The sequence below is a fragment of the Pseudomonas sp. NFIX28 genome, assembly GCF_900107395.1.
In the GTDB taxonomy this organism is placed as follows: domain Bacteria; phylum Pseudomonadota; class Gammaproteobacteria; order Pseudomonadales; family Pseudomonadaceae; genus Aquipseudomonas.
This window is the reverse complement of sequence record NZ_FNPW01000029.1, coordinates 1-25,283: the sequence shown is the minus strand read 5'-3', so window position 1 is coordinate 25,283 and position 25,283 is coordinate 1. Positions and strand designations below refer to the sequence as shown.

The following is a 25,283-nucleotide window of genomic DNA, read 5'->3' as shown; positions in this document are numbered from 1 at the left end:
GGCCCATGACGTTTTCCTCCCTTCCAGCGGCTCAACTGATGGCGGTGTAACGCACTTGAATGATCACATCGTCCAAGCTCTCCAGCAGCGTCTTCACGCCCACTCCCTCGCCCCGACTTGAGCTCTCCTTGAGCGGGTAGCCCAGGAGAATCCAAAGAATGAGAAAGCAAAAGCGAATACAAAGAACGCAGTCGACCACCATGCGAATGCAAAAAAAGACAACATTCCTGAAGCGGTCGATGATGCTGCACCGCCTGTTGTTCGCCTTGTCCCCAAAAGCGGAGTAGTTTCAAGCTCGCTTTCCGGAGACGAAGACGAGGTTGAACTCTGCGCCGTGAGTTGATATAGGGCGGTCGCTATGTCCAAAGTCTCCTGCTCTCGCAGCTCAACATTAATTCCGCTGATATCCAGTGCGAAATCTGCTTGGTTAAGTGCCTCTCCCCCAACAATTTGCCGCGATCGCGAAATCGTTTCCTCCCAGCTCCGTGTTGCAGGAGATAACGTAGTCAATTCGATTTCTTCGTCGTGTCCACTCAACATCGGTTGAGGATTCAACTGCCTAACAGCTTCTCTGGCGGCGCGACTGGAACGCGGTTCGCTCGATGGCCCCAAACGTTGATAACCAGAAGGTCGCAGCCTTCCTGGACCACCACTCGTCGCGCGATCGATCATGAATATTGGTCCGCTACTTGCCTCTGGTTCGAGGTTGAGAAGAGGTATAGTCTCGTACGCACGCTCACGCGGTCGACGAGCGAATGATTCGCGTACGGAGGCCATGCGTTGCCGTAGTGCATCGGTAAGCCTGGACACAGTCGATGGCCCGGAAGACCTGACTTCGATCGGCTCCGTCGTGTCAGCATAAACTGGGTTGTCAAACCGCATGTACCGGCCCTCACGCGAACCGTAAGCTGACCTCATGCTTCTACCTGAGTCATGCGTTTGCAATTGCAGAAGGGGTATTTCTTCTTCTGATCCTGCCAACCCGCCAATATCTCGTCGTGTAACAGGGTTGTTTGCGACCATGCAAAAGAGATTGAGCCCATCGATGGGCCCGGCGGGATCTGGGTTAATCCATCGAGTAACCCATGGGGCATAGTAGCGCAGGCCGTAGTAATAGAGGCCGGTGGCATCACGCTCCTGCCCCGAGTAGCGGATGTACTTGTATTTGGCCTCAGTATCACTGCGTGCCGACCACACAGCGGTACCTCCATAGGGGAAATATTCCTCCCTGGCCACGATGTCGGCCTGCGCATCAAGTTCGATCATCGACGAACCAATCTGGTCGTCGAGACTGCAGCGCAATTGGTCGTTCTCAATCGACGCCGGTTTACCTTGCGCCCAATGCAGCAAGCGTATCGATTGGCGGCCCGTCGCCCCAAGGGTAAGTACGTTCAGATCTTCGACGAGGACGAGAGGATCGCCACCGGCGAGGCGTTGCTCGGTCTGGCGAATCTCGAGCCCTGGCAGGTAGCGCACCCGCTCGATGCGGGTGGTGCCGCTGGTCTGGGCGGAGCTGAGTTTGGTGGTGCGTAGGCCCGTACCATCATACCAGTACACCTCGGTATCGTTGGCGGCACCACTGCGCACGATCTGCGTGACACTTCGTAACTGGTTGCGGCCGTCCCATATCAGTTGCTGGCCGGGACTCAGCTCCTTCAGGTTGCCACAGGCGTCGAAATAACCATTTACGTCATCCAGAGTCAGGCCATCGGTCTGCGGGACAGCGCGGTTCGAGCCGCGAGCGACTGCCATCTGCAGCGCATAGGATGTTGTGCCTTGGTGGTGCATGGCCGTGAGATTCCCTCCGCGATCATAGGTGTAGGTGCGGCTGTAGTTCGTGAGCTCGCTGGTGTCCTGGAAGAGCGGCATGATCGCCGCTGGCAGTGCCTGACTCTGGCGACCGGCGTTGGCATTTTCCCGCCCCATGACCTGCGTAAGTTGGGACAGCGCATCATACGTGTAGCGATGGACAGGATCGATGCGCTGGTTGCGGGTATAGCGGATGGCCTCGGCCGCATCGTCAATCGCGAGCAGGTTACCAATGGGATCGTATTCGTACGACAGCGCCCGGAGCACGGAGGGCCGGCCGTTCCTGGCGGAGCGGGTCGAGCGCAATTCGGCCAGCCGCTGGGTTTGCGGCTCGTAGGAATAGTCGGTTATGACGCCGTTGCCGAACTCCTCGCGCAGCACCTGACCGGCGGCGCTGTAAGTGATTGCACATAACAGGGGTTTCCAAGCGGCCTGGCCAGCCAGTTTCACGTCGCTGCCAATGAGCTGGTGGGCGAGGTTGAAGCACTGCCGCTGCTGGTTGCCGCGCGCATCGGTGCGCCCTAACTCCTGCCCGAGGGCATCGTAAGTCCATCGTGTCGTGTAGGCGTCGGGCGCAAGATCGTGGGCCCAAGCGGCTGGATCGTCACCCTGCCAGTCGCTATCAAGCACATCGTCAAGCAGGAATCGCTGCTGAGTGCTCAACAGCTGGCCAGTAAGACCGTAAGCAGGCGTGAGGCTCAAGCCCGCCGGCGAATAGTGTTGCCAGAGCTGGCCGCGCAAATTGGCGCCAATCGATGCCGCAGCATCACCGTAGATAAGGCGCTCGCTCACGAGCTTTGCACCATCGGCAGTCTGTCCCGTGACAGACGTGAGGCGGTGAAGCAGATCATAGGTGCAACGCCGTTGCTGATCACGTTCATCGCGCTGCCAAATGAGACCGCCCTCGGCGTCAGGCAGCGAGAGGTGCTCGCCCGCGTCCTGGCTAAGTATTGCGAGCGGCTGGCCGGAAACCGAGCAGATGTAGCGGAAGTTCGGCGGGATGGCCGGATTTTTCCGCTGCTCGTCAAACAAACGGGCATCGATGGTGCTGGCCTGATCCCCGCGCGCGGACCAAGTCTGACGTGTGATCAGTTCGTCCGGCGCCTCGTCAGCCTTGGTGCGATTGTATCGCACGGTACGAACTTGAAGACCGCGGTTGTCGAACACCGACAGCGTCGGCGTGTCACAACAGCGCTGCGCGGTCGCAGCATCGGCAATGGTCGTGGTGGTCATGATGTACATACCTCGCACCCGTGTGATTAGGGGGCCATCAACGAGATTTATCGAATCGTGTAGCGGATGTGCAGCACGATGTCACTCAACGTCCGCAGCAGCCCCTCTTGCTTGCCGAGCGTGTTCGGGAAACGCAACGTGAGTGTACCGCCATCGTCGACCGGAATACCCTCGAAGGGCAGGAATCTGCCGTCGTTGAAGTTCAGCTCGAACTGACCGCTGTCATCAAAGCCTCGCGACACCGCCAGGGCTTCGCAGCCGCGGGGTAACACAAGACTGCCTCCGTAGGACAGCATGGCCTGGATGTCCTGATATGGCCCGATCAGCGCAGGCAAGGTGACACTGATCTGCTTGATACGGCGCTGGCTGCCCAGTTGCATGCTGGTCGGGTAGTCGTCCGCAATCCTCAGGTCCCGCAACGTCACCGTCGCCGACAGCTGACCGTTCTCAAGGGATAAACCGTTCGCGTCGCTGCCCGCGCGACCGCCTCCCGCTTCGATGAAGGCGACCACCTTCTCTGCAAAATCGAAGTGCTTGTCGTCGGGCAAGCCGGCATAGAAGCCGGACAGCGAAACCGTGCGCACCACTTGCAACGCGCGTGCATCCTGGATCAGGTACGCCGCCTCCATCTGCACCAGGTTCAGCATGAGCGCCTCGCCGCACAACAAACCGCCATACGTGTTATTCCACTCCGGCTTGATGAAGCGCTCGACGCTCCGGGTTTCCCATTGATAGGCCTGCTCCGCCGTCAAACACCGCGAGACCGCCAGATCGTAAAACTGGTAGTAAATCGCCGATAGGCGACCGCGCATCCAGCTGTACAGCGCCTCGTTGCTGAATTTGCCTTTCAGGAACGCCAGTTGAGCCTCCGTCTGCTCCTGCTGGAGCGTCAGATAATTTTTCTGCAGGTTCGCCGCTTCCTTGCGCAGGGCCATCGCCCGGAGTTGCACATTGATCTGCTCCAGATCGGCTTGCGCGTTCTTCTGCTGAATGTCCCATTCCTCGCGACGGCGGCGGTACAGCTCCGACTGGCTCAGCTTGTCCGCTTCGATCATCATTCCCGAGGCGCTCAGTTGCATGGCGATTGCCGATGCGTTCATCAGAGCCCCGAATCGCTGGCCCCCAACCGCGAAGCCATAGATATTCGGAATCATTTCAACTGCCGCTGCGCTCATGTGCAGGGTCGTCGCGCCAGTGACGATGCTCGCTGACGCCATCCGTAAATCCATCAACTTCTTCTCACCGCTATTGACGTTTTCCTCGTATAGCGCGCTGTAGTGGTCCCGCCGCTGCTGCGCCCCCTGATGCGCCTGCTGCAACGCGTCGATATCCTCGTCCAATTCCGCTAGGGTCGTGTCTTGCGCGTCCAGACTGATTCGCACCAGTGCCTTGGCCTGGTTTTGCAGCAGCACGCCGAGCGCCTCTGCGTCCTGGCGCTCGATGATGCCCTGGAGACTGCTGCCAAACTGCATCAATTGCGACACCGTGCTCTTCGCGTTCTCCAGCATCTGCAGGAAGCGCAACAGCGACGGTTCCGCCGGCGGGAACACCCTGCCCCCACCGGAGGACGACGCCACCGCGGCACCGAGCAGCTCCTTGGGGTTAGCCGGTGTCGCGTACAGCGGCAGCGCTAGCGGGCGTCCGTCAATCGACAGATTGTTACGCAGGTTGTAGAGGCGCTGTTCCAGCGTCCGCCAGTAGCCGAGCAACACGTCGTTTGCTTGTGGCAGGAACAGCGCCGTCAGCGAATTGGCGGTCAGCGGCATCGGTTGTCCACCCGCCGATAAGGCCTCCAGTGCCTGTAGATGGGCCCGTTGCGTTGTTTTGTCGGCCGCCAGCGCGAGGGGGGGCTCGGACCATTGTGCGGTGCGCGGCAGATACGGTTGCTCGCCCAGCAGATGCAAGGCCTGCAGGTACCACATCTTCGCTTCGCTCAACGTGTCGCGCTCGAGCTGGCGATAGGCGCGATCGCCGCGGGCCAGCAGCAGATCCAGCCAACGCATGAAGGTGGCGACCTTGTAGTGCATCGGGTCGTATTGTGCGACCGCATCCGGGTCGGTGCTGTCTAGCGACTCGGCATTCCAGCCAAGGTCTTCTTCCAGCGGCCGGACATTCCATTGATAGGACTGCTGCCGGCCGCCCACGACATAGCCGGACGGGTTCCAGACGTATTGCAGCCAGCGCTGCGCGTCATCGAAGCGCTGCTCCAGCAGCAGCCGCTGCGCGACCAACATCGGGCTGTAGTAGAACAATTCCCAAAAGTACAGCGCATTGGCCCCATTGAAATCCATCGGCTCGATGAAGGTTGAAAAAATCTGTATGTCGACATCCCGACCAGCGGTCCAGCCCGCGTCCTTGATAAAGGCGGTGGGCTTGAGGGCGTCCGGATCGAATCCGAGTTGCCCGGCATTCAGCTTGCCGGCCTGGCAAGCGAGCAGCACGCCGAGGCCGGTGTCCAGATCGACCGGGAAATCGACCGCATCGCCCTGACTCAATTGCGAGACTGGCACGAACAGCGCCACCCGCTGTTCGAGGTCCGTCAGCGACGTGTTCATGAACGCATATTCCGTTGCCACCGGACCGGCGCCACTTTGCAGAACGACCCGCACTCCACGCGTCGTGCCATGTACCGTCGGGCTATAGGCCGGCAGCATCACCTGAATATAGCCACCATGGCCGAGAGGGGGTTCGGGCAGATACTGGGTATCCATGCTCAGGATCGCGTCCACGCCACGCACTGCCCGCTGGATCAATTGACGGGCAAACAAGGTATTCATGCGCACCCGGTAGGGCCCCCATTGCATATACTGGGCGCCGTTGTCCTCACGCTGCAGAGCCAGCACACTCGAAGTACCTTGGACTTGCCTGACAACCGGAATCGAGAAGAACTCCCTGCCAGCCAGTTGATCATCGCCAAACCGCACCTCGCAGGTAATATCGACGCTAGCCCTGTTATTGACAAAAATCAGTTGACTTGCATCAATCGTCAGCGTCTCGAATGGAAATAACACTCTGTAAAGGCTGAGTGGCGGAATATTAGTTACGTAATTATCCGCAGTAAAACGTTTCTTATCGACTCCGCCTGTATCGACAATGACGCTGACCTTACTGGCAGGAATATCCGTATATAAGCAGAAACGTTCTTTTATGTTCGCCACAAGTGGATAGCCATCAGGTTGCGTTCCCGATGCCACCCATCTTGCAACTATATATACACTTTTAAGATTTTGTAGATTTCTATTTGAAAACCGATATACCCCCGGGCCATCGTATGGCACTTCATTCTCCCCATTACCATCATCAACAACAAGAAAGTAACTCCATGGGAAACCGATCCCAGCATAAGTACTAGTGATTACGAGGGTGTTAATTTTATTATTGCCTGCCAAACCAACTCGTTCAGCAAACGATTGATGATAAACCCAGATTTCATCTCCTGGGTTGTGGTGTTGCTGCATTGTTTGAAGCGTTGCAACCCCAATCTCAAACATGGCTGGGTTATTATCAAATCTGAAATCTACCAAGGCTCCGAATTCTATTTCCAACGATGTCAGAGACGCCTTGTATGAGATGTTCAGTATCGCTCCGCCATCTACCCGCGAAAGTACAGCTGCACCCCACTCAAATCCCTGATTGACATTGACCGACGGCGGAATCTCATATCCGTCGCCCCCATAACGGTTGTTGACTCGCCGGCGATCCGGTGCATCTAACTGCATATGCACGTTATCGCGGTGAAACTGAGCCTGTCCGGGCGCCATGTCCTTTGAGGACAGGTCCGGCAGTATGTACAGCCCCGCGACCGGTGCCTGGTTCAGAGCGGTCTGGATCTTGTAGCACAGCACCATCAAGGTCTCATCGACCGGGCTTTCCGCACAGTACAGCCCGGGCGCCTCGTGCTGCGAGAGCCCCAATCCAGCCAGCAGCGCATCCGCCGGGTAACTGAGCGGTGCCGACCAGGTCCCGTCGTACCGCAAATACGCCAGTTTCAGCACATACCGGAAGGTCGCCTTGACGCTGTCGTTCTCCATCTCGGCCTGTTCGACCTGCTCCAGCCACACAAGGTGCAGGCGCGATTTGCTCACCACCGGGCGCACCACGCCCTGGTATGGGTTCAATGCGCAGTTGATCGCCCGCCACTCGCTCCACGCATTGCTTGCAAACTGTCCGTCGTGACACTTGTCGTGGTCGGCGCTGCGCCAATAGTACTCGACCTCGTTGTTGCGGTTGCAGCCGACGAAGTACGTCAGCCCCTGTTCCACGTTCAGGTTATCGTGATAGGCGCTGATCACGTCCAGGTTCGCCACCTGCTCGAACGCCGTCAGGTAACTGTTGAATGCGTCGCCCACCGTATCCGAGGTCAAGTACGACTGGCTCACCGACTGCAGCAAGTGGTCCATCATGTCCGTCTGGCTGATCCGCAGCGTCGGATCAATGTAGTTCTCCGGGTAGTACACCAGTTGCGACACGCCCGCCCAGGTGCTGTAGCGCTTGTTATAGGTCTCCCACTCAACAAAGAACCGGCGGGTCACCACGGTCGTATCGACCCCGGCTTCGATCCGATTCAGCGCACGGTTGACGTACAGCTGGAGGCTGGCCGTCGCCTCGGCAATCCGGGCGGTCTTGACCTGGGCACTCACCTGGTTGTCGATCAACAAGTAGCCATACAGCTCATCCCGGCTACGCAGGTTCAGCGTCGGGTTCGCCACTTCCTTGAGGTAATAGCCCGCGAGTGCCGCGCTCAGCGAACCCGTGCACGTGCCCGCGAGCGTGTCGGCCTGGTCAGTCCGCAAGGCGGCCGTGAACGTCGTCGCCATCCGATCCCATGCTGCATACGACACCTCTGCCGCATCGGGCCGCAAGTAATCCAACGCCAGCCAGTCGGTCACGTTTTTCGGTGCCACGCCCAGCCCGTTCGCCAGATTGACCCACTGCAGCACAATGTCGATCTCAGGCCAGGTATAGAGCAGATCCTGGTCTGATATCTGATGGTTCAACCAGGCCTGTTCGCTCGCCTGTCGCAGCAGTTGTTCGTCCAGCACCATGGCCTGGGCCAGTCTCCCAGAGGTCAGTGTGTCGGCCTCGAATGAACTCAAGACTGTGGCGGCATTGCCCGCCAGACGCTGCACCCAGCCGGCATAGGCGCTGAGCTGCATCAGGGTGCGCGCGTCATGACCGGCCACGGTTGTGTCCTCGGGCAGCGTAACCAGGCTGTCCGGTTGCTCGATCAGTCGCCGGAACGAATTTGCATCAAGGCCGGTGCCCTGATACACAAGCGCCAGTTGCGCCAGCGCGTGGCAAAACTGGATGGATTCAGCCGGCGGTACCGCGTGGTTCGCCACGGCCGCCCAAAATGCATCGACGCCCATGCCATTGGGTTGCAGTTGATCGACCCAGAGCAACACCGAGCATGCTACCTCATTCGAGGTCAGACGCAGCGACGCCGCGACGTGCGGGGCCATCGCCTCGATCAGTTCTCCGTCGCTCAGGTCGGGGTCCTGCAGCCCGTTGTTCAGTGCGTCCAGCAGGTTTTGGATCTCCGGCGTCAGCGTGTCGGAATAGTTCGTCGTGGTCATCACGAACAATTCGTATGGGCTCCATTTCAGGCCATTCAGCCAGCGCACCGCCGTCTGCAGGCGGACTAATAACCCGCGTAGCGCGTCGTCACCAATGCCGATCAACCCGCTCGTCTCGTCCAACCCGATCAGCAGCATTGCCAAGTCGTCCACGCTCAGCTGGTGCACGGTGGCCAGCAGGTGCGCACGATATAGGGCTGACAGATAGGAGATGTCGTTGGGGATCGTGCCGCCCTGATTGTCAGGATCGACAATCGTCAACAACCGGTACAGCGACACATCGTCGACCTGAAGCGCACGTTTCAGAACCGTCTTACGCGGATCATAGTCCGGGCTGTCCGGCTTAAGGTCGATCTGGGGCCCACCTGTGGCGAACACGTAGCCGTTCAGCGGCGGCGTATTGAACAGCCGATCGAATTGACTCGGCTGGTTACTGAATCTCAGCCGCGAAATGTCGCCGTTGCAGAGGCACAACGCCTGGTCGTAGTCGATCGTATAACGTTGCATGTACGATTGTAGGTCGAGCATTCTGCGCAGCGCCATCTCGTCTATCGTCCAGTCGGCGTTGACGCTCGCGACGGCCGCATCGATCGCTGCAGGTGCCAGTCCGGTCGCCTTGTGCGCCCGGATGGACTTGTTGATCCTGAGCAGAACGCTAGCATTTGTTATATGGCTAAGGCGGAAACTTGCCTTCGACTCATCGTCATACATCTCGCGGCTAGTGAGGAAACACAATTGCACTTCCACATACGGACGATCCCGACTTAGTTCTATGTTGATGGGAATACGATTTTCCTGAATCGCCTTAGCTGCCGTATATTTTGGATCGGTATAAACCAATTGAAAATTCGACCCTCCATAGGAAATGCGAACCTCTAATTTTTGCAGCGTACTATCCGCGCCGTTCATGCGAAATCTCAACAGCTCGAAGGTAGTATGGTGCAGGGATGGCACCAGCTCTATGTAAGAAGGCTGATGATAACCAGGATAAGTATATGAGCGTTCCAGATACGATGGTGCGAGCACATCGCCGTTCATATGCAGTCGCAGAGGAAAATACAACTGGTCATTAACATAGCCCCCGTACACAAAATTTTCCACTTCGTTTTCGATGAACTCAGCACAGAGGTCATCCGAGATGTCATAGTACCGTGCCAGCGCGCGGACGCTCATCAGTGCGCTCGGCAGGATCTGTCCGAAATTGCGCTCATATACCTCTTCCACATTCTCGTCCGTCACCGCCTCGGTCAGAATCGCGTGGAGTTCTGGGGCGATCCCGGCATGGAGGCCGAGCCGCGATGCCGCCGACATCAGACCAACGACGTCTGGCGCCGCTGACGCGTGTTTCCCCTCAGGGTCCCGAGTCAACAATGCTTGCCGCGTCCGCTCGAACGCATCGTGAAACGGCGTCGCGCCCGTCGTGCGCCAGGTCGCCAGCCGTTGCAGGACCGCCTCGTCATCGGCCAGGTTCGTGTCGTGAGCCCGGATGCCCGCCTGCAACACTTCGTTGGACAAATCCAGCGTCGACAGTGTCTCATCCAGGTTGCGCTGACTCAGTACCAGCGCGGGCAAGTCAGGACGCCGGACGTCCAGATGGTAGAGGGAGGCCGGCGGGCGCAGCGCCCGCGCTTCCCGATACATTTCGGTCAGATAGGCGCCTGGCGAAAACATGGAGGCGACCGCGCCCGGCGCAACAAACTGGCTGGCCCGTTGCCCGAACGCGCTCTGATAATCGTACAACTGTGCCTGCGGTTGAGCCATCGCTGAACGCATTGCGTGCGTTAACAGCGGATTCGAGCGCGATAACAGTCGGGCCTCGTACAACCGACTCTCGTTGAGTGACTTCTGCGCCGCCCGGTACAGTACCCGCGTTTCGTGCCAGCTCAGTGCGTCCTTGACCTTGTTACGGAACTCTTCAAAGGAAAATAATGCAATCTCGATGAGCGTATTGATACCACTCGGCTCGATCAGTGATTGTAACCGGGACAACGTTTGAGTATCCACGATATCACCTCGCAACTTCCGGCACTGAAATGGCCGTATATTGTTCAACGCGCTTTCGTTAAACTTAATTGATCAGCTTTAGAGGAGGCGCCAACAGATAAATTTAACTTCGATAGCGATTGCTCAACTTCAACCTAACATGCACTCATTCAAAAGCAAACGAAATATAACAAGCCGCAACCCGATCCTTTCTTATCAACCTAGTGCATCCGTCGCAGCTCGTCAAACTTTAAAAAAGACAATAACCCCCCCTATTAAAGCGCTTTGTTTATTTCGACTTTTAATGGCAGGCCCTAAATAATTTTATTTATTCCTGCTTAATAGTGCACAAAACAATTTATCACTCCGAACCTTACACTATTTTCAATTCGACCCCGTCAGTTTGCCGGCTTTATTTTTGCCCTTCTCACGCTGATTTCAATCTCGCTATTTCCGACTAGCAAGACCATCTCCATGGGCGGTCGCAGCCTCTTTGGTCTGCGTCATGCATTGTTTACAATGCTTTTTCGCGAGCTTGTCGATGTGCACAACTCAAATGACACGGAAAAATAGTCAGTCCGAACGTTCGGAGTCCGTTTATTCTTCGACTACAAGCAGTCGCCAATCGAGCTAGTAGACTGAATGATTAACTCATTTTCCTGCAAGTAACGACATACGCCCAATGTCATTGACTGGTTATACGCATGCTTCGGCCAGCTTCTCCCTTCGTTTTAGCACCTTCTGATCTTATTACCCGGCAGGGCGGGATGAGGATAAGTACACTGGGACAGGCCCTTGTCGAGCAGATCACATCCGCTTCTGCTGGCTGATGGAATGATGCCCAAGGTCAGCGATCACTTGCAGGTCATGCGGCCAACGGTATTCAAGTGGCGAAAGCGCTATCTGGAAGCTGGAATTGAAGGGCTGAAAGATCTGCCACGCAGCCGGCCAGCTACTCAAGCTTGGGTCGGAAAAATCACCGAAATTCTCACCCTGACGACCATGTGCGCTCCCAAGGTGGCCACTCACTGGAATGTTCGTTTGATGGCCAAATATGCTCGAGTCACCACGTGGCAGGTTAGGCAGGTCTAGACTGCTTCCGGCCTCAAACCCCGTCGTTTGAAGACCTTCAAGCAACGATCCTCCATTTCGCCAACAAGGTAGTCGACATGGTCCGGCTCTATTTGAACCCGCCGGATAACGCGCTGGGTCGTCAGGGTGATGAGAAAACCCAGATCCAAGCGTTAGATTGCACTCAGCTGATGTTGCCGCTGCGCTCAGGTCAGGTCGAACGTCGCACGCATGACTACAAGCGCCATGGAACAGCAAGCTTGTACGCGGCTTTCAACATGTGATTCTGGATAACAGCTCAACCCACAAAACTGCCACCATCAAGCAGTGGCTGGAAAATTATCCTCGCTTCAAATTGCATTTCACGCCGACTAGCGTGTCTTGGCTGAACGCCGTAGAGAGTTGGTTCGCGCAATTGAAGAGACGAGCGCTGTACCGGGGCGCCCTCACCAGCGTGTCCGATTTGAAAACGGCTATCCGCCTAAAGCAAACTGAACGTGACCAAAAATAAGATAATGGTTTAACCACTCAGGCCACTAGTCACCTCCATCGAGAATGGTAAGAGCTGAGTGATATACCAAGAAAATAACTTGGTACGAGAGGCAGACCAACAATATGTAAGGGTCGATTGGGATCGAGCCATTGAGCTCAATTCGATAGCAACAACCGAAAAAAGATTATTTTAACTCTGTAATATTCGAACAAAGAACGGATAAGTATTCTTCTGTTCGGAATGGCTTGACACTACATCAAGGCATGCTTTAATTAGTTCAAAGACACTAAAGCCTGGGATACCCATACAACTTGCAATAGCTCTGGGTTCACCAAAGCATCACCATGTTCAACACCACACCTCAGAATCATTAGTTGGCTCGCTGGCACAAGGCGCGGGTCACTGACCTGCTCAGCGACTCTTCTGATTATCAAGTCTTAAGAATGTATATCCATATAAATGTGGTGAAAAGCTGTTTGATGGGAATGGGTATTCTATATACATACGCCATCATATTCATAAGTAGCATGGCCCACGCCCGTGTACTGTCAGGGTGTTCGATCGCCAAAAACACCGGCAACGTAACATTGTCGAGCGCATATTCGGTTGGCTGAAGAGGCGGCGCATAGGTACGCGCGCCGACAAGTTTACGAAAATTCTGCGGCAACGGTCTCATTGGTCTGTGCCATGCAGTGTTTGCGACATTACTTTTCGTACAGAGCCCAGGGTGCCGCGTGGGGTGTGATTTTTAATGCCGTCGACCTGTTCGGCGGTACGGCGATCCCGCCCCAGGATGAAATTGCATGATCGACAACACTGATCGCCATTATCAGGGGAATACAAGTGAACACGACTCAGCAGGCAGGGAACGTGACGGTTGCTACCCCAGTCTTACCCAAAGGCGGGGGGGCTCTGCGCGGAATAGGCGAAACGCTCAGTGAGGCTGGGATGACCGGTCAGGCTGGCCTGTCGGTTCCGTTACCGGTGTCGGCCGGCCGTGGCTATGCGCCGTCGCTGTCCCTCGCGTATAGCAGCGACCGTGGCAATAGCGCCTTTGGTCTTGGGTGGCAGGTGCCGCTCCTTTCGATCAGCCGCGATACGCGTTACGGAGCGCCTCGCTACGACGAACAGGATGTGTTTCTTGCCCCCAACGGTGAAATTCTGGTTCCTGAACGGGATGACAATAACCAGTTGGTTTGTCGATCAGTTTCAATGTACGGAGCTCTGACGCTAGATCAAACCTATTCCGTGACCCGCTATCTGCCGAGCGTAATGCAGGAGTTTGAATGCATCGAGCATTGGCAAGCGCAGTTATCGGGAGAGATTTTCTGGCTGATTCGCACAATTGACGGCCAGTTGCATTGTCTGGGCAAACACGCCACTGCGTGCATCGCCGAGCCGACGCCGCCGCACCGCAGGGTTGGTCGCTGGCTGCTGGAGGAATCGGTCTCCCCTACAGGCGAACATATCTGTTATCAGTACGAGGCTGAAGACATCACCAACGTTGACCTGACAGGCATGGAAGCCAGCCGCCTGCACACGGCCAACCGGTATCTGACCGAAGTACGATACGGCAACCGACAGGGCTACGTCCCCCTCTATGCCTGGGATGACCCGCAGGCCGCCGCCCCCGAATGGCTCTTTACCTTCGTATTCGACTACGGCCGCCGTACGCTTGATGCACACACTGTTCCGGGTCGGGATACAAGCGTGCCGTGGCCATGCCGTGCAGACGCGTTTTCGGATTATTCACTCGGCTTCGAGGTTCGCACACACCGCCTGTGCCATCAGGTGCTGATGTTCCATCACTTCCCGGATGAGCTAACCGAACCCAGCACACTCGTGCGGCGCATGCTGTTCACCTATGACCAGACTCCGTACATCAGCAAACTGATCGTCGCCCAGATGCTCGCCTATGAGCGCGATGGCACGATGCTATCTATGCCGCCTCTCGAGCTGACCTATATATCGTTTGCTCCGACACTGTCCGCGGACGGTTATCAACCACTACCGGCGTTCGCCGGCTGGAACGACGGCCGCCCCTACCAGCTTGTGGACCTGTATGGCGAGGGACTCCCCGGCATCCTGTACAAGGAGGGTTGCGATTGGCGTTATCAGGCCCCGCAGCGTGACTTGAACGCGCCGCCAGACGGGATTACTTACGGCCCCTGGGAAGCGCTGCCCAGTCTCCCAGCCCTCCAGTCGGAGGCCAGCGGGCTGCTGATGGATCTTACCGGCGATGGTCAACTCGACTGGCTGATCTTACAGCCCGCGCTGAACGGATACTTCAGCCTCAGCCCGGATCGCCAGTGGTCGCATTTTATACCCTGGCCAGCCTTGCCTACAGAGTTTTTCCACCCTGCGGCGCAGTTCGTCGATGCTCGGGGCGGCGGACTGATGGATCTGGTACTGCTCAGCCCAAACAGCGTCCGTATCTATCCGAACAAGCGCGAAGCCGGTTTCGGAACCAGCTTTGCCGTGATTCAATCCGCCGCCGGACCTCTGCCGGTGAGCCCGGATCCGGCCGTGTTGGTCGCATTCAGTGATGTGCTGGGATCCGGCCAGCAACATCTCGTGCGCATCCGGCATGAATGCCTCGAGTGCTGGCCGAATTTGGGCGGAGGTCACTTTGGCTCCCCCCTTCGGCTTACGAGCCTGCCATTCGACGCACGGACTTTTAACCCGAATCGCGTGTTTCTCGCGGATCTGGACGGATCAGGTGCGGCCGATCTCGTTTATGCTGAGTCGGATCGCATCCTGATCTTCCTGAACCGTTGCGGCAACGGTTTCGATGCTGAACCACAAGTGCTCCCCCTGCCGGCCGGCGTGCGTTTCGACAGCCTGAGCCAGATCAGTTTTGCCGATCTGGACGGAACCGGCACAAGCGACCTCATCCTCTCTGTGGTCACGCCCGAACCGCGGCATTGGCGTTTCGCCTTTGCCGAAGACAAGCCCTATCTGCTGCACACCATCAGCAATAACATCGGAGCATCGACTACCCTGACCTTTCGCAGTTCCGCTCAAGAGTGGCTGGATGAGAAGGCAGATGAGCCAGCGAGCGTGTGCAGACTTCCATTCTCGCTTCCCGTGTTATCCCGGACAGTCATCAGCGATGAAATCACCGGCAATACCTTGACCAATCGCTACCGTTATCGACACGGCGTATATGCAGGCCGAGAACGGGAGCTTCGCGGCTTTGGACTGGTCGAGCATCTGAATGCGGCCAGTGCCATCGATCGAACCTCTGAAGGACTGATCTATGCCACGCCGGCCCTGACACGCCATTGGTACCACACGGGCCAGGAACGTGTGGCCACCGAAGGCGCCCCTGCACCGTATCAGGACGATGCCTTATTCACACTTGGCCCTGTGAGGTTCACTTCATTCGACTCGCGGACCGGTCACGACGAACTGTTGTCCAATGACGTTCTGGACACCACGCAGGCGCAATTGAGCCGGTCGCTCAAGGGCTGTTTGCTGCGCAGCGAAACCTACAATGCGCTGGATCAGCGTGACCGCGCGGTTCCGTTTGTCATCCAGGTCTGCCGTTATCAGGTCAGACTGGTGCAGCCCGCAGCGGCTGACGCCATTTGCGCGAGTCTGCCGATGCAGTTGGAACAGTTGAGCGTGAATTACGAGCGCATTGCGCACGACCCCGTTGTGCAGCACAACATAGTGATACAGATGGATTACTATGGCGTGCCATTACGAAGCGTCACGGTCCATTACCCCCGTCGTCCGAAGTCCGCTACCAATCCGTACGCACCCGATCTGCCGGATGCCTGGTGGCAGGCGAGCCATGACGAGGGTCAATACGCCCTGAGGCTGAACGAGGAGCGTCAGAGGGTCCATCATCTCGACGATCCCCAGGTGTGGCGTCTGGGGCTGCCATTCGAGCAGCGCCAGAATGTGATCACGGACCCAGCAGGCCGTGACAATTTTTATCCCGCGACAACGATGGGCCTGAGCCACGAGGCATTACGAATGCCCAACGGGATCCTCGGCGCCACGCAGACGCGCGTGTTCGCGGGCCAGCAAGTGACGTACTACTTCGATAAAGACGGCGTCGATGTGCAGCCCGTAGATAGCCCCCCTCCCCCACTAGTGCTGGTCCACCATGTCGAGGTAGCTGAACTCGACGAGACCGCACTGGCTGCGCTGGGTACGCTTCCCAGTCTGGAAGCGACGCTGGACCAAGCGGGCTACCGTCAGGCGCCGACAGTCCTGGTCGAACCCGGTATCAATGAGGCGCCAGTCTGGGTGGTGCCTCGTGACTATGCGACCTATGTCGACCAAGCAGGTTTATGGCTGCCGTTTTATCGACCGCGCAGCACACAAAGCTCCCTCATCGTAGGCGCACAACAGTTCGCCTACGACCCCCTGATGTGCGCCGTGCGCTCAGTGACCGATGCACTCAGCAACCGGATTACGGCACTGTATGACTATCGTTTTCTGGAACCCTTACAGATCACGGATCCGAATCAGAACGTGCAGGAAGTGCGGTTTGATGCGCTCGGGCGTGTCGTGGCTTCTTCATTCCATGGCAGCGAACTGGACGAGGAGAACACCCCCCGTGCTGTCGGATTTGCGCCGCTCAACACGTTCGACCCCAACGTGTCGGCGCTGAGCTCGATCGAAGCGGCCTTGGCCGATCCGGCCGGCGCGCTGCAGAATGCCGCCTCGGTCTGCTTGTATGACCTGTACCGCTGGACGGGCCGGATCACCTCGACACAGCTGGCCACGCATGTATCCACCGACCAGGTTCCCGCGCTCTGGCAAGCCCTGCAGCACGCTCACCTGATCACCGCGAGTGGCCACATCCTGACCCGCGGACACGTCAGGGCCCGCCAGAACCACCCTTTGCCTGGTATCCCGCCAGCCGTGCAGACGCTGTTACGACAGATTCCCCAAAGCCCGGTGCAAGCCGCCGTTCTGAGCACCGACCGCTATCCTGGAGCGCCGGAGAAGCAGATCCCCATCACGCTGTCCTTAAGCGACGGGTTCGGCCGCGCCTTGCAGACCAAGCAAAAAGTCGAGCCCGGCCCCGCCTATGTGGTCGATGACCAGGGACGGTTCGTACTCGACGCGAACGGACAGCCACGCATCGCCAACACCGGGACCGAGCCCCGATGGGCCGTGTCCGGCCGGGTGATCTACAACGAGAAGGCAGCGCCGGTACGAGTCTATCAACCGTACTTTCTGGATCAGCCCTGCTATGTCGATGACCTCGACATGGTGAACTGGGGCTATGCGGACACCTACGCGTACGACCCGCTGGGCCGGTGGCGGGAACGGCTCACCGCGCTCGGATTCCGGCACCGGATCCGCTATTACCCGTGGTTCAACGTCGAAGAAGACGAGAACGATACGCTAAATGAGGTACTCGACACAGAACCCCATCCGCCGCACACCGATCGGGAGAACCAGCTATGACCTCCCTGGTCACACGCACAGCTGCTGCCCGCGGCCTGTGTACGCGGTGCCGTGGGTACACGATAAGCGCAGCGGCGCAGCGGAACCACTGGACGCGCGGTCACCCACCAGATCGACTCGGCTACGAATCGACGAAGGTTGCCCGCCCCGTATAAGGCTGGCAGCAGAAGCCAACTCACCCGGTAATTGACGGAGTGCAATCATGAGCACACTCGAACAGCATCTTGAGGCCCGGTATCTCAGCGACCCCCTGCGCGAAGCACTGGCCGAAGCGGGTGACATAAGCGTGCAGGAGGCGGCCGCCCTGGTATCCTCGGAGGCCCTGCCGGCGGATCTGGTGCCGTGGCGCGACGAGATCGTGCAGGCTGCCTCGACGGTGCGCGCAGCCCTGCGCGATGCCTGGGTCAGCTATGACCCCACCACGCAGGCGTCGCCCCACTTCCATGAACCTGATCCGGAACTCCAGAACCTGCCCGTCGAGACAGGCGAATTTTGCGATCCAGACTCGCTGCAATCAATGCTCTCGCCTGCCCGCTACCTCATGCAAATCTACAACACGGCGACCCGGCAGATTATCCCCGACGATACGAAGCGCAACCTTGACACTCGGCGTCCCGACTTGAAAGAACTGGCTCTGACGTCCGACCACATGCTCACCGAAGTCACGACCCTGTCGCTGGCGAACCAGGTAATGGAAACCCTCGCGAAGACCTCGGCATCACAGGAACGTGACGAGCTCTATAGACCACTTTCCACAGATAGTAGCGCCTTCAGCCTGCCGTTTGATTGGTACCAGACGCGCGTGCGTGTGGGGCTGGCGGTGCTGGATGGCGCAAGCCTCAATGGCATCGCCCGCGCGACCGGTCCCGGCAACAATGAGGCGAACTCTAGATCCTATACGCTTGTGCCCAACGTGCGCGACAGGCTCGGCCTGTGCGACGAGGACATGAAACTACTCACCGCGACGACGCCTGCAGTTGACACCAAGCAGCTCTGGCTCGTCGAGAATTTCCTGAGCCACACGTCGATCTCATTGGATGAGTTGAATCTTCTCATCTGCAGCAGCGGGATTCGCCCGGAAAATGGCACCCCCAATAGACATCAAGTGGCTGAGCACTACGCCAAATATATTAATCTGGGGGAATCGACTGAGCTAGCCATCACAGTGACTCTCCGCGAGTGGAACGACGAGTATAAAGGCAAGCTGTATTTAGCACGTGAGGGTACAAACGCAACCAAAGAAGAGCTGGGCAACATGGAGCGTATGGTGCGCCTGTATCGGCGGACCGGCCTGCCGTTCCATGAGCTTGATCACCTGATTTGCGCCGCCGCCAGCCTAGAGGATCGCAGTCCGCCTTTGTTGAATGACTTTGCGCTTTCGCTCATCGCCCGCTACCGGGAATGGCACGCGCGGTTTGCTCTCAGCGTGGACGCCTATGCGGGGCTGATATGGTGGAGCAATTCGTTTGTCCGCGAGGGGGTTCAGGAAACGTCCTATCTGCGCCAGCTGTTCGGCGATGATGCGAAATGGATCGCAGAATACTGTGGGGCCAAAAGCTCCGAACTAAAAAGGTTTCTTCGAAAGGCAGGATACCAAAGCCTGACTGCCAACGAGATCGCGGCATTGCAGCGCGGCCTGCAGCTGACCCAGACGGACTGGGACACGATCGTCGGGAAGGTTGATCCCAAAATGGATCGCACGTTCGACTGGGACTACCTTGCCGCCCTGCAGCGCTTGTCCCTGCCGTTCCGGTCGTTCGGCTGGTCCGTCCCGGAGGCGGTGCTCATGCTGGATCAGATCGCACCGTGGCGGCTGCCTGTCCTGTCCGGAACGGGCGAAAAATACGAGATACCCGCCGCGCTGGACCAACTCGTATGGCTGAACGATACGCTCACCACGTGGCAGGCGACGCCAGCACAGATCGTGAAGATCGTCCAGACGCCGCCCCTGGACGCCCTTAAGGCTACCCAGGAGACCGCCAACTGGATCAACGACCTGTATCAGAACCTGCTCCCGGCACTGCTGACCGTGTCGAGCTTTGACGCCTTTGAGACGGTGCCCCTGGATACGCCCACCGCAGCAACATCGACGGTGACGATCGACTGGCTGACCGAATTGAAGACAGGAAGCGATGCCGCCATCGACGCCAATGGGCTCGTGCAAAACAAGCTCAAGTCAGAATTTGAAGCCAAGGTTCAGACCACACTCACCAACAAACAGGCGAGTCAAGCCACCAGTGTGAAGGACGGTGTCGTCGCGACCTTGCTGCTGGCGCAAGCGAGTGCCAAAACCATTTTGAGCGCCGCAGTGGCCAAGGTGATGAGCGGTGCCGGCGACGCGGTGATCCCGATGCTCGCGTGGATGAACCTCGAAGGGGGTCTAAAAGATCCGATCCACTATTACACGGCGCTGACCAAGCTGTTGACATGGAACCTGCAAAACAAACAAGCAATCGACGTATCCACCCTCAATCAACAGCCGGGCACCCTACAGTTTCTGGCATTCATGAGCCGCTATGCCGAGGCTGTGCGCCTGTTCCGGCTGGAGAAGGAAGATATCCAACTGGTGGTCGAGCGCTCCGTAGCGTTCGGGTCTAAGCGGCGGCAGACTCTACCGCTTGACTTTGGTCTGCTGCTGGCGCTGGGACAGCTCAAGGGGCTTCAGCACGACCAGGCGAGTGCCGACGCATGGCGTATGTATTTCACGCGACAGGCCGACGTCGGAAGCGATGTCACCAAGAAAGAGGCGCTGACCGCCTCCCTGAGCCAACTGCTCGGCTGCCCGGTTGATGAGCTGAAGCTCATGCTCAATGACCTGCCCAGCCCGCTCCAGTCATTGCCCGACACAATCAGAGAAGTTGACTTGATGCATCGCCATCTCGTGCAGGCCCGGGCGCTTGCACTGGACTATGCGCAGTTGAAACCGGTCAAAACCATGGCCACGAGGATCGGGTACGGCGCTGAGGGAGACGCTCCAACCAACCGGCTAAGCTGGGCCGCCAAACGCACGGCTGCGGATGCGGTACTGACCGGCGTGGCCCGGCACGGCGCATCGGCAACCGCAGTGAAACACCCGCTTGACGAGTCATGTCGAGATGCTCTTGTCGGCTACCTGCTGAAAAAGATTCTCCCCGACAAAAATATTAAAGACATCACCAGCGCCGAGCAGCTTTATGGATATTTGCTGCTCGACGTCAACGTCTCGAGCGAGGTCAGCACCACCCAACTGCTGGAAGCGATCGGCAACGTCCAGCTGTACATCACCCGCGCGCTGGAAGGGGCGGAGCCGGCTACCTTCAAGTCGAATCCGACTGTCTCCGGAGAAACCAGCGACCTTGCCAAACGCAAGCTGGTCGACAAGTGGGCCGTCGATCGCGAATACCAGCTGTGGCGGGCCAACCAGGAACTTGAACTGTACCCGGCCCACTACGTTGACCCAGAATGGATACAAGGTGCAAGTCCCGACTATTTGGCCTTCGCCGAGGCGTTGAATCAGGGACGACTCGAAGATGACACAATCCGCCAGGCGCTAACCCCGTACCTGTCCGATCTGTCAAACCGTGGTCGCGCCACCATTGGCGGTCTCTCTCAGGTGCCACTACCCGACACAAATAGCGCAACGCTTTACCTCACCGCACGCACGCCCGGCGACGCGGGTGACTGGTACCTGCGTTCCCTCACGCTGACCGCAAGCGGTCCACGCGACACCGGGCCGTGGGAAAAGATCGACGTTGGGATTCCCAGGGAGGAGTTTTCGGTGCCCACGCCCATTTTGTTTAAAGGCGCCATTTACGTGGTGTGGGCGGAATGCGACGAGCGCCCCAAACAAGTGGCGCAAACACCGTCCGGCGATAATTCCCCCTCACCATCGGTCGACAAGGAATATCGCTACAGGGTCAAGCGCGTCCGGCGCCTCGGAGCGGGCCGCTGGGATGAACCCGAAGCGCTCACTATTCAGAAAGTTTTAGAAAGAAAACCTGACACCGAGGAGGCTACGGAAATTATTGTAAATACCGGACCTAAAAACATTGGACGTTTCGCGGCACGCCAATTGGCGACCGATCGGTGGATTTTGTTTCGTTATTGCCCTAAAAAGAAAGACGCCACTACTATAGAAGGTGATATATTTTTGTCCATATACATTGACCCAAACCTGTTTGGAGCACAGTTTGACGAGAGATACTTTGAGGTCGGAATATCCAGCATGATTGTTGCCGTCCCTGGCATAAGACTTTTCAAGACCGGCAGCATTACGTTATTAGAAGATAGCTTACCCGAGTCTTACCCAAAAATAAAAATAGATTTTGAGTATTCACTATTTTGCGACAAACCTACAGAAGCTGAACTAGCTTCGACTTATATTTTTTCTCACAATATCAGGCTTGTCGAGCCTCAAAACTCGGATAGGATAGCTCTTAAAAAGGTTGTGATTGTAGATTCTACTAATTGGAGCATCTACGAAAGTGATCGCGCCCAAGGTTGGATAAGGAGTTTTTCTGATGCATTTAAACCGCCTTTCACACTTGATGTTAAAGTTTATTTAAGCTGCAAGTCAGATGATATTGTAATTGATTTAAGTCCTATCATTGGATCAATCCAAGTTTCCGACGCTGACGTAAAAATCATGGAACCTTTGCGTCTCCTCCCCAGGAATGCGGCCAGTGATCCCTGCTTCGTGTCGGACCTCAGTCAAGCATCATCGAACACGGCGCAACTGACTTGGCGATTCGACAATTACGACGAAGTCAACAACAGCTACGCGGCTACCGATGGAAGCTCAGCATTTGTCGTTGAGGGCGCTCGACCGCCTTCGGTTACCAGCCCGAATCCCGGTGTGAATGCGGCGATTGCAATCGACTCGTCTGTTCGGAAGATGCGCGCCACCCCGAAGGACGGCATCAAGGGCGCGCACTTTTCACTGTCGTTCTGGTTCCGGACGATCCATTCAGGCCAACCCTTGCTCTCAGTATTCGACTTTGCGGACAGGGAATGGCTGCGAATGGCGCTCGATAATTCCGGGTGTTTGTCCACGCAGAGGGCGAATGCGGACGCAGGAGCGGTGCTGCGGACCTGGCTGAATTACAAAGATAATGCCTGGCATCACGTTGTCTATACCTGCTCGCTGCGAGAAGGGCAGGCGCTGTATATGGATGGTCGCCGCGTTGCAGCCAGCCCCATGTCATCGCCCCTCCCACCACTAAAGACGATTGAACTGGCGATGTTTGATCCGAGTCTGGCCGAGCGTAAGGCTACCCGTCCGAAACTGGTCGAACTGGCCGAACTCAAACTCTTTGATCACGCACTGTCGCAGGCAGAAATCGGCACGTTGCTTCCGCCGCCGGGTGTCGCGCTGCGCCTGTGCACCGAGACCGCTGCCCAACTGCGCGAACACATCGAGCCGACCGTCGGCGAACCTCCGTTTCTTTACAAGGCCACGAACTACAAGGCGTTGCAGTCATTGCAGGAACACGACGCGTCCTTCCTCATAGCTTCGTATAATGCTAGCGCCGCAGGAAAGCTGCTGCCCATTACCCAAAGACCGTTCAACGAGTTCAGCTTTTCCGGTTACGATGGCTCCTATGGCTGGGAGCTGTTTCTTTACATGCCATGGCTGGTCGCGAAACGTCTGGCGAACACCGGCGATTACGATGGCGCGCGCCAGTGGCTGCATCGCATCTTCGATCCGACCTGCGAGGAAGTGAAGGATCGCTGGATATGCCGGCCGTTGCGCGAAAGCATGACATCGATGGCTGTCACTGCTGCGGTAACCGACCCAGATGCGATCGCACGCGTCAGTCCGATTCATTACCGGACCGCGATTGTCAACGCGTACACTGACGTACTGATCGCCACGGGCGACGCCCAGTATCGCAATCCGAGCCGCGAATCGCTGAGTCGCGCAAAGATGTACTACGTGATGGCCACCGAAGTACGCGGCCCGAGGCCACTGCTGCTGCAGGTGAATAGCTGGGACTCGCCGACGTTGGCGCAGGTCAAGGAAACGCATTTTAAGCGACCCGTGGATGAGAAGAATCTGGCGTACTGGGACACGCTGGAGGCACGGTTGGACAATCTGCGGCACAGCCGATCGATCGACGGCCTGCCGTTGAATCTGCCGCTGCTGGCGCCACCGGTCAATCCGGCCACGCTGCAACAGGCAGCCATCAGCGGCGGTATCTCGGCGATCTCGGAGGTAGAACGCTTCACGCCGATTCCCCACTACCGATTTGCGGTGATGCTGGAAAAAGCCCGCGGCTTTGTCATCACTCTGAGCAGTCTTGGCAACGCCCTGCAGCAGACCCTGGAGCGCGACGATAGTGAAGCGCTGGGGCTGATGCAACTGGAACAGCAGGCAGCGCTGACCAATCTTGGACGAGCGATGCAGCATGAGCAAATCGAGATGGCGCAGCATACCCTGAACGCGATGCAGCACAGCCGCACCGCAGCCAGTGAACGCTATGCCTACTACCACGCCCTCCATGAACAAGGAGTCAGCGCAGCCGAACAGGCGGCGATGGACTTGACGACCTCTGCGGGAACCTTGCGCATCGGTGCGAGTGTGCCGTTCACGATTGCCGGGGTGATTGAGGCACTGCCTAACATTTTCGGTCTGGCAGTCGGTGGACAGCAGCCTGCGGGCATTCCACGGGCCATCGGCACGGGCATGTTGGGTGTGGCGGACATGCTGCAGATCACCGCGGACCGGCTCGTCACAGTCGAACAGTACCGCCGCCGCCGCGACGACTGGCAGCTCCAGTACCAGCAGGCCGAGCGGGAAGGACAGAACCTAGACGAGCAGATCGCCGGCGCGCAGCGCGCACTCGCCCAGGCGCAGGATGGGCTCAAGCAACAGCTCCTGCAACAGGAACAGACGCGGGCGACACAGCGTTTCCTGCAACAGCGCTTCGGCTCGCGGGCGCTGTACCGGTGGATGAGCGGCCGACTGGCGACGCTCTACTGGCAGGCCTATGACAGTGCAACCAATCTGTGTCGGCAGGCAGAGGCGGCCTGCCAGTACGAACTGGGCAATTTCGAGCTGCGCTTTATTCACGCGGGCCAGGCCTGGAATGACCAGTTCCGTGGTCTGCTGGCTGGCGAGGCGCTGCTGCTCGATCTGCAGCGCATGGAACTGGCGTATCGGCAGCGCAATTTCCGTCCTTTCGAGGTTGTCAAGACCTTCTCGCTCAAGGCGTTGAATGCACAGGCACTCGCCACACTCAAGTCGATCGGTTCTGCGCAGTACGAACTGCAAGAGACCCTGTTCGACCAGGATTACCCTGACCATTACCTGCGTCAGTTCAAGACCGTTGCGCTGTCATTTCCGGCGGTGCTCGGTCCCTACCAGGAGGTCGGGGCGATGCTCACCCAGTTGAGCAACACCCTCTACTACACCAAAGAGAAAATTCCCAACCAGTCGAAGACCAACCTACGCGCGTACCAGCAGGTGGCGCTATCACAGGGAATCAACGACAGCGGACTGTTCCAGCTCGACTTCAATGACGAGCGTTATCTGCCCTTCGAGGGCACGGGTGTGGCATCAAAATGGAAGCTAACGTTCCCTGGATGGCAGGACACCCCCGGAAACGCGGCGAAGACGCTGCTGGAGAGCTTGGACGATGTGATCATTCAAGTGCGTTACACCGCCATCAGTTGAGCCGCTGGAAGGGAGGAAAACGTCATGGGCC

General features: G+C 57.6%; 4 protein-coding genes and 2 pseudogenes. 4 read left to right on the top strand and 2 right to left on the bottom strand.

Features of this window, described 5'->3' with window-relative positions:
* Positions 1–93 precede the first annotated feature (93 nt).
* Positions 94–3,042: an RHS repeat domain-containing protein gene (locus BLV20_RS30240; RefSeq protein WP_092306021.1), complete on the bottom strand. Its 2,949-nt coding sequence runs from the start codon at positions 3,040–3,042 to the stop codon at positions 94–96.
* A gap of 47 nt (positions 3,043–3,089) precedes the next feature.
* Positions 3,090–10,622, bottom strand: a complete 7,533-nt coding sequence (locus BLV20_RS30235; protein WP_092306020.1) for a Tc toxin subunit A-related protein — start codon at positions 10,620–10,622, stop codon at positions 3,090–3,092.
* Between the two features lie 683 nt (positions 10,623–11,305).
* On the opposite strand from BLV20_RS30235, the pseudogene BLV20_RS30230 reads away from it, so the two are divergent.
* The 4 genes and pseudogenes from BLV20_RS30230 to BLV20_RS30215 form a co-directional block, all read left to right on the top strand.
* Positions 11,306–12,153, top strand: a pseudogene (locus tag BLV20_RS30230) (transposase); the annotation flags it as partial.
* Between the two features lie 544 nt (positions 12,154–12,697).
* A pseudogene (locus BLV20_RS31255) lies at positions 12,698–12,885 on the top strand (IS5/IS1182 family transposase); the annotation flags it as partial.
* A 228-nt stretch (positions 12,886–13,113) separates the two neighbouring features.
* Positions 13,114–17,598 carry a SpvB/TcaC N-terminal domain-containing protein gene (locus BLV20_RS30220; protein WP_092306018.1) on the top strand — a complete coding sequence of 1,495 codons (4,485 nt, stop codon included), beginning with the start codon at positions 13,114–13,116 and terminating at the stop codon, positions 17,596–17,598.
* A 202-nt stretch (positions 17,599–17,800) separates the two neighbouring features.
* Entirely contained in the window at positions 17,801–25,252 is a 7,452-nt protein-coding gene (locus BLV20_RS30215) for a Tc toxin subunit A-related protein (protein WP_092306017.1), read from the top strand.
* Positions 25,253–25,283 lie beyond the last annotated feature (31 nt).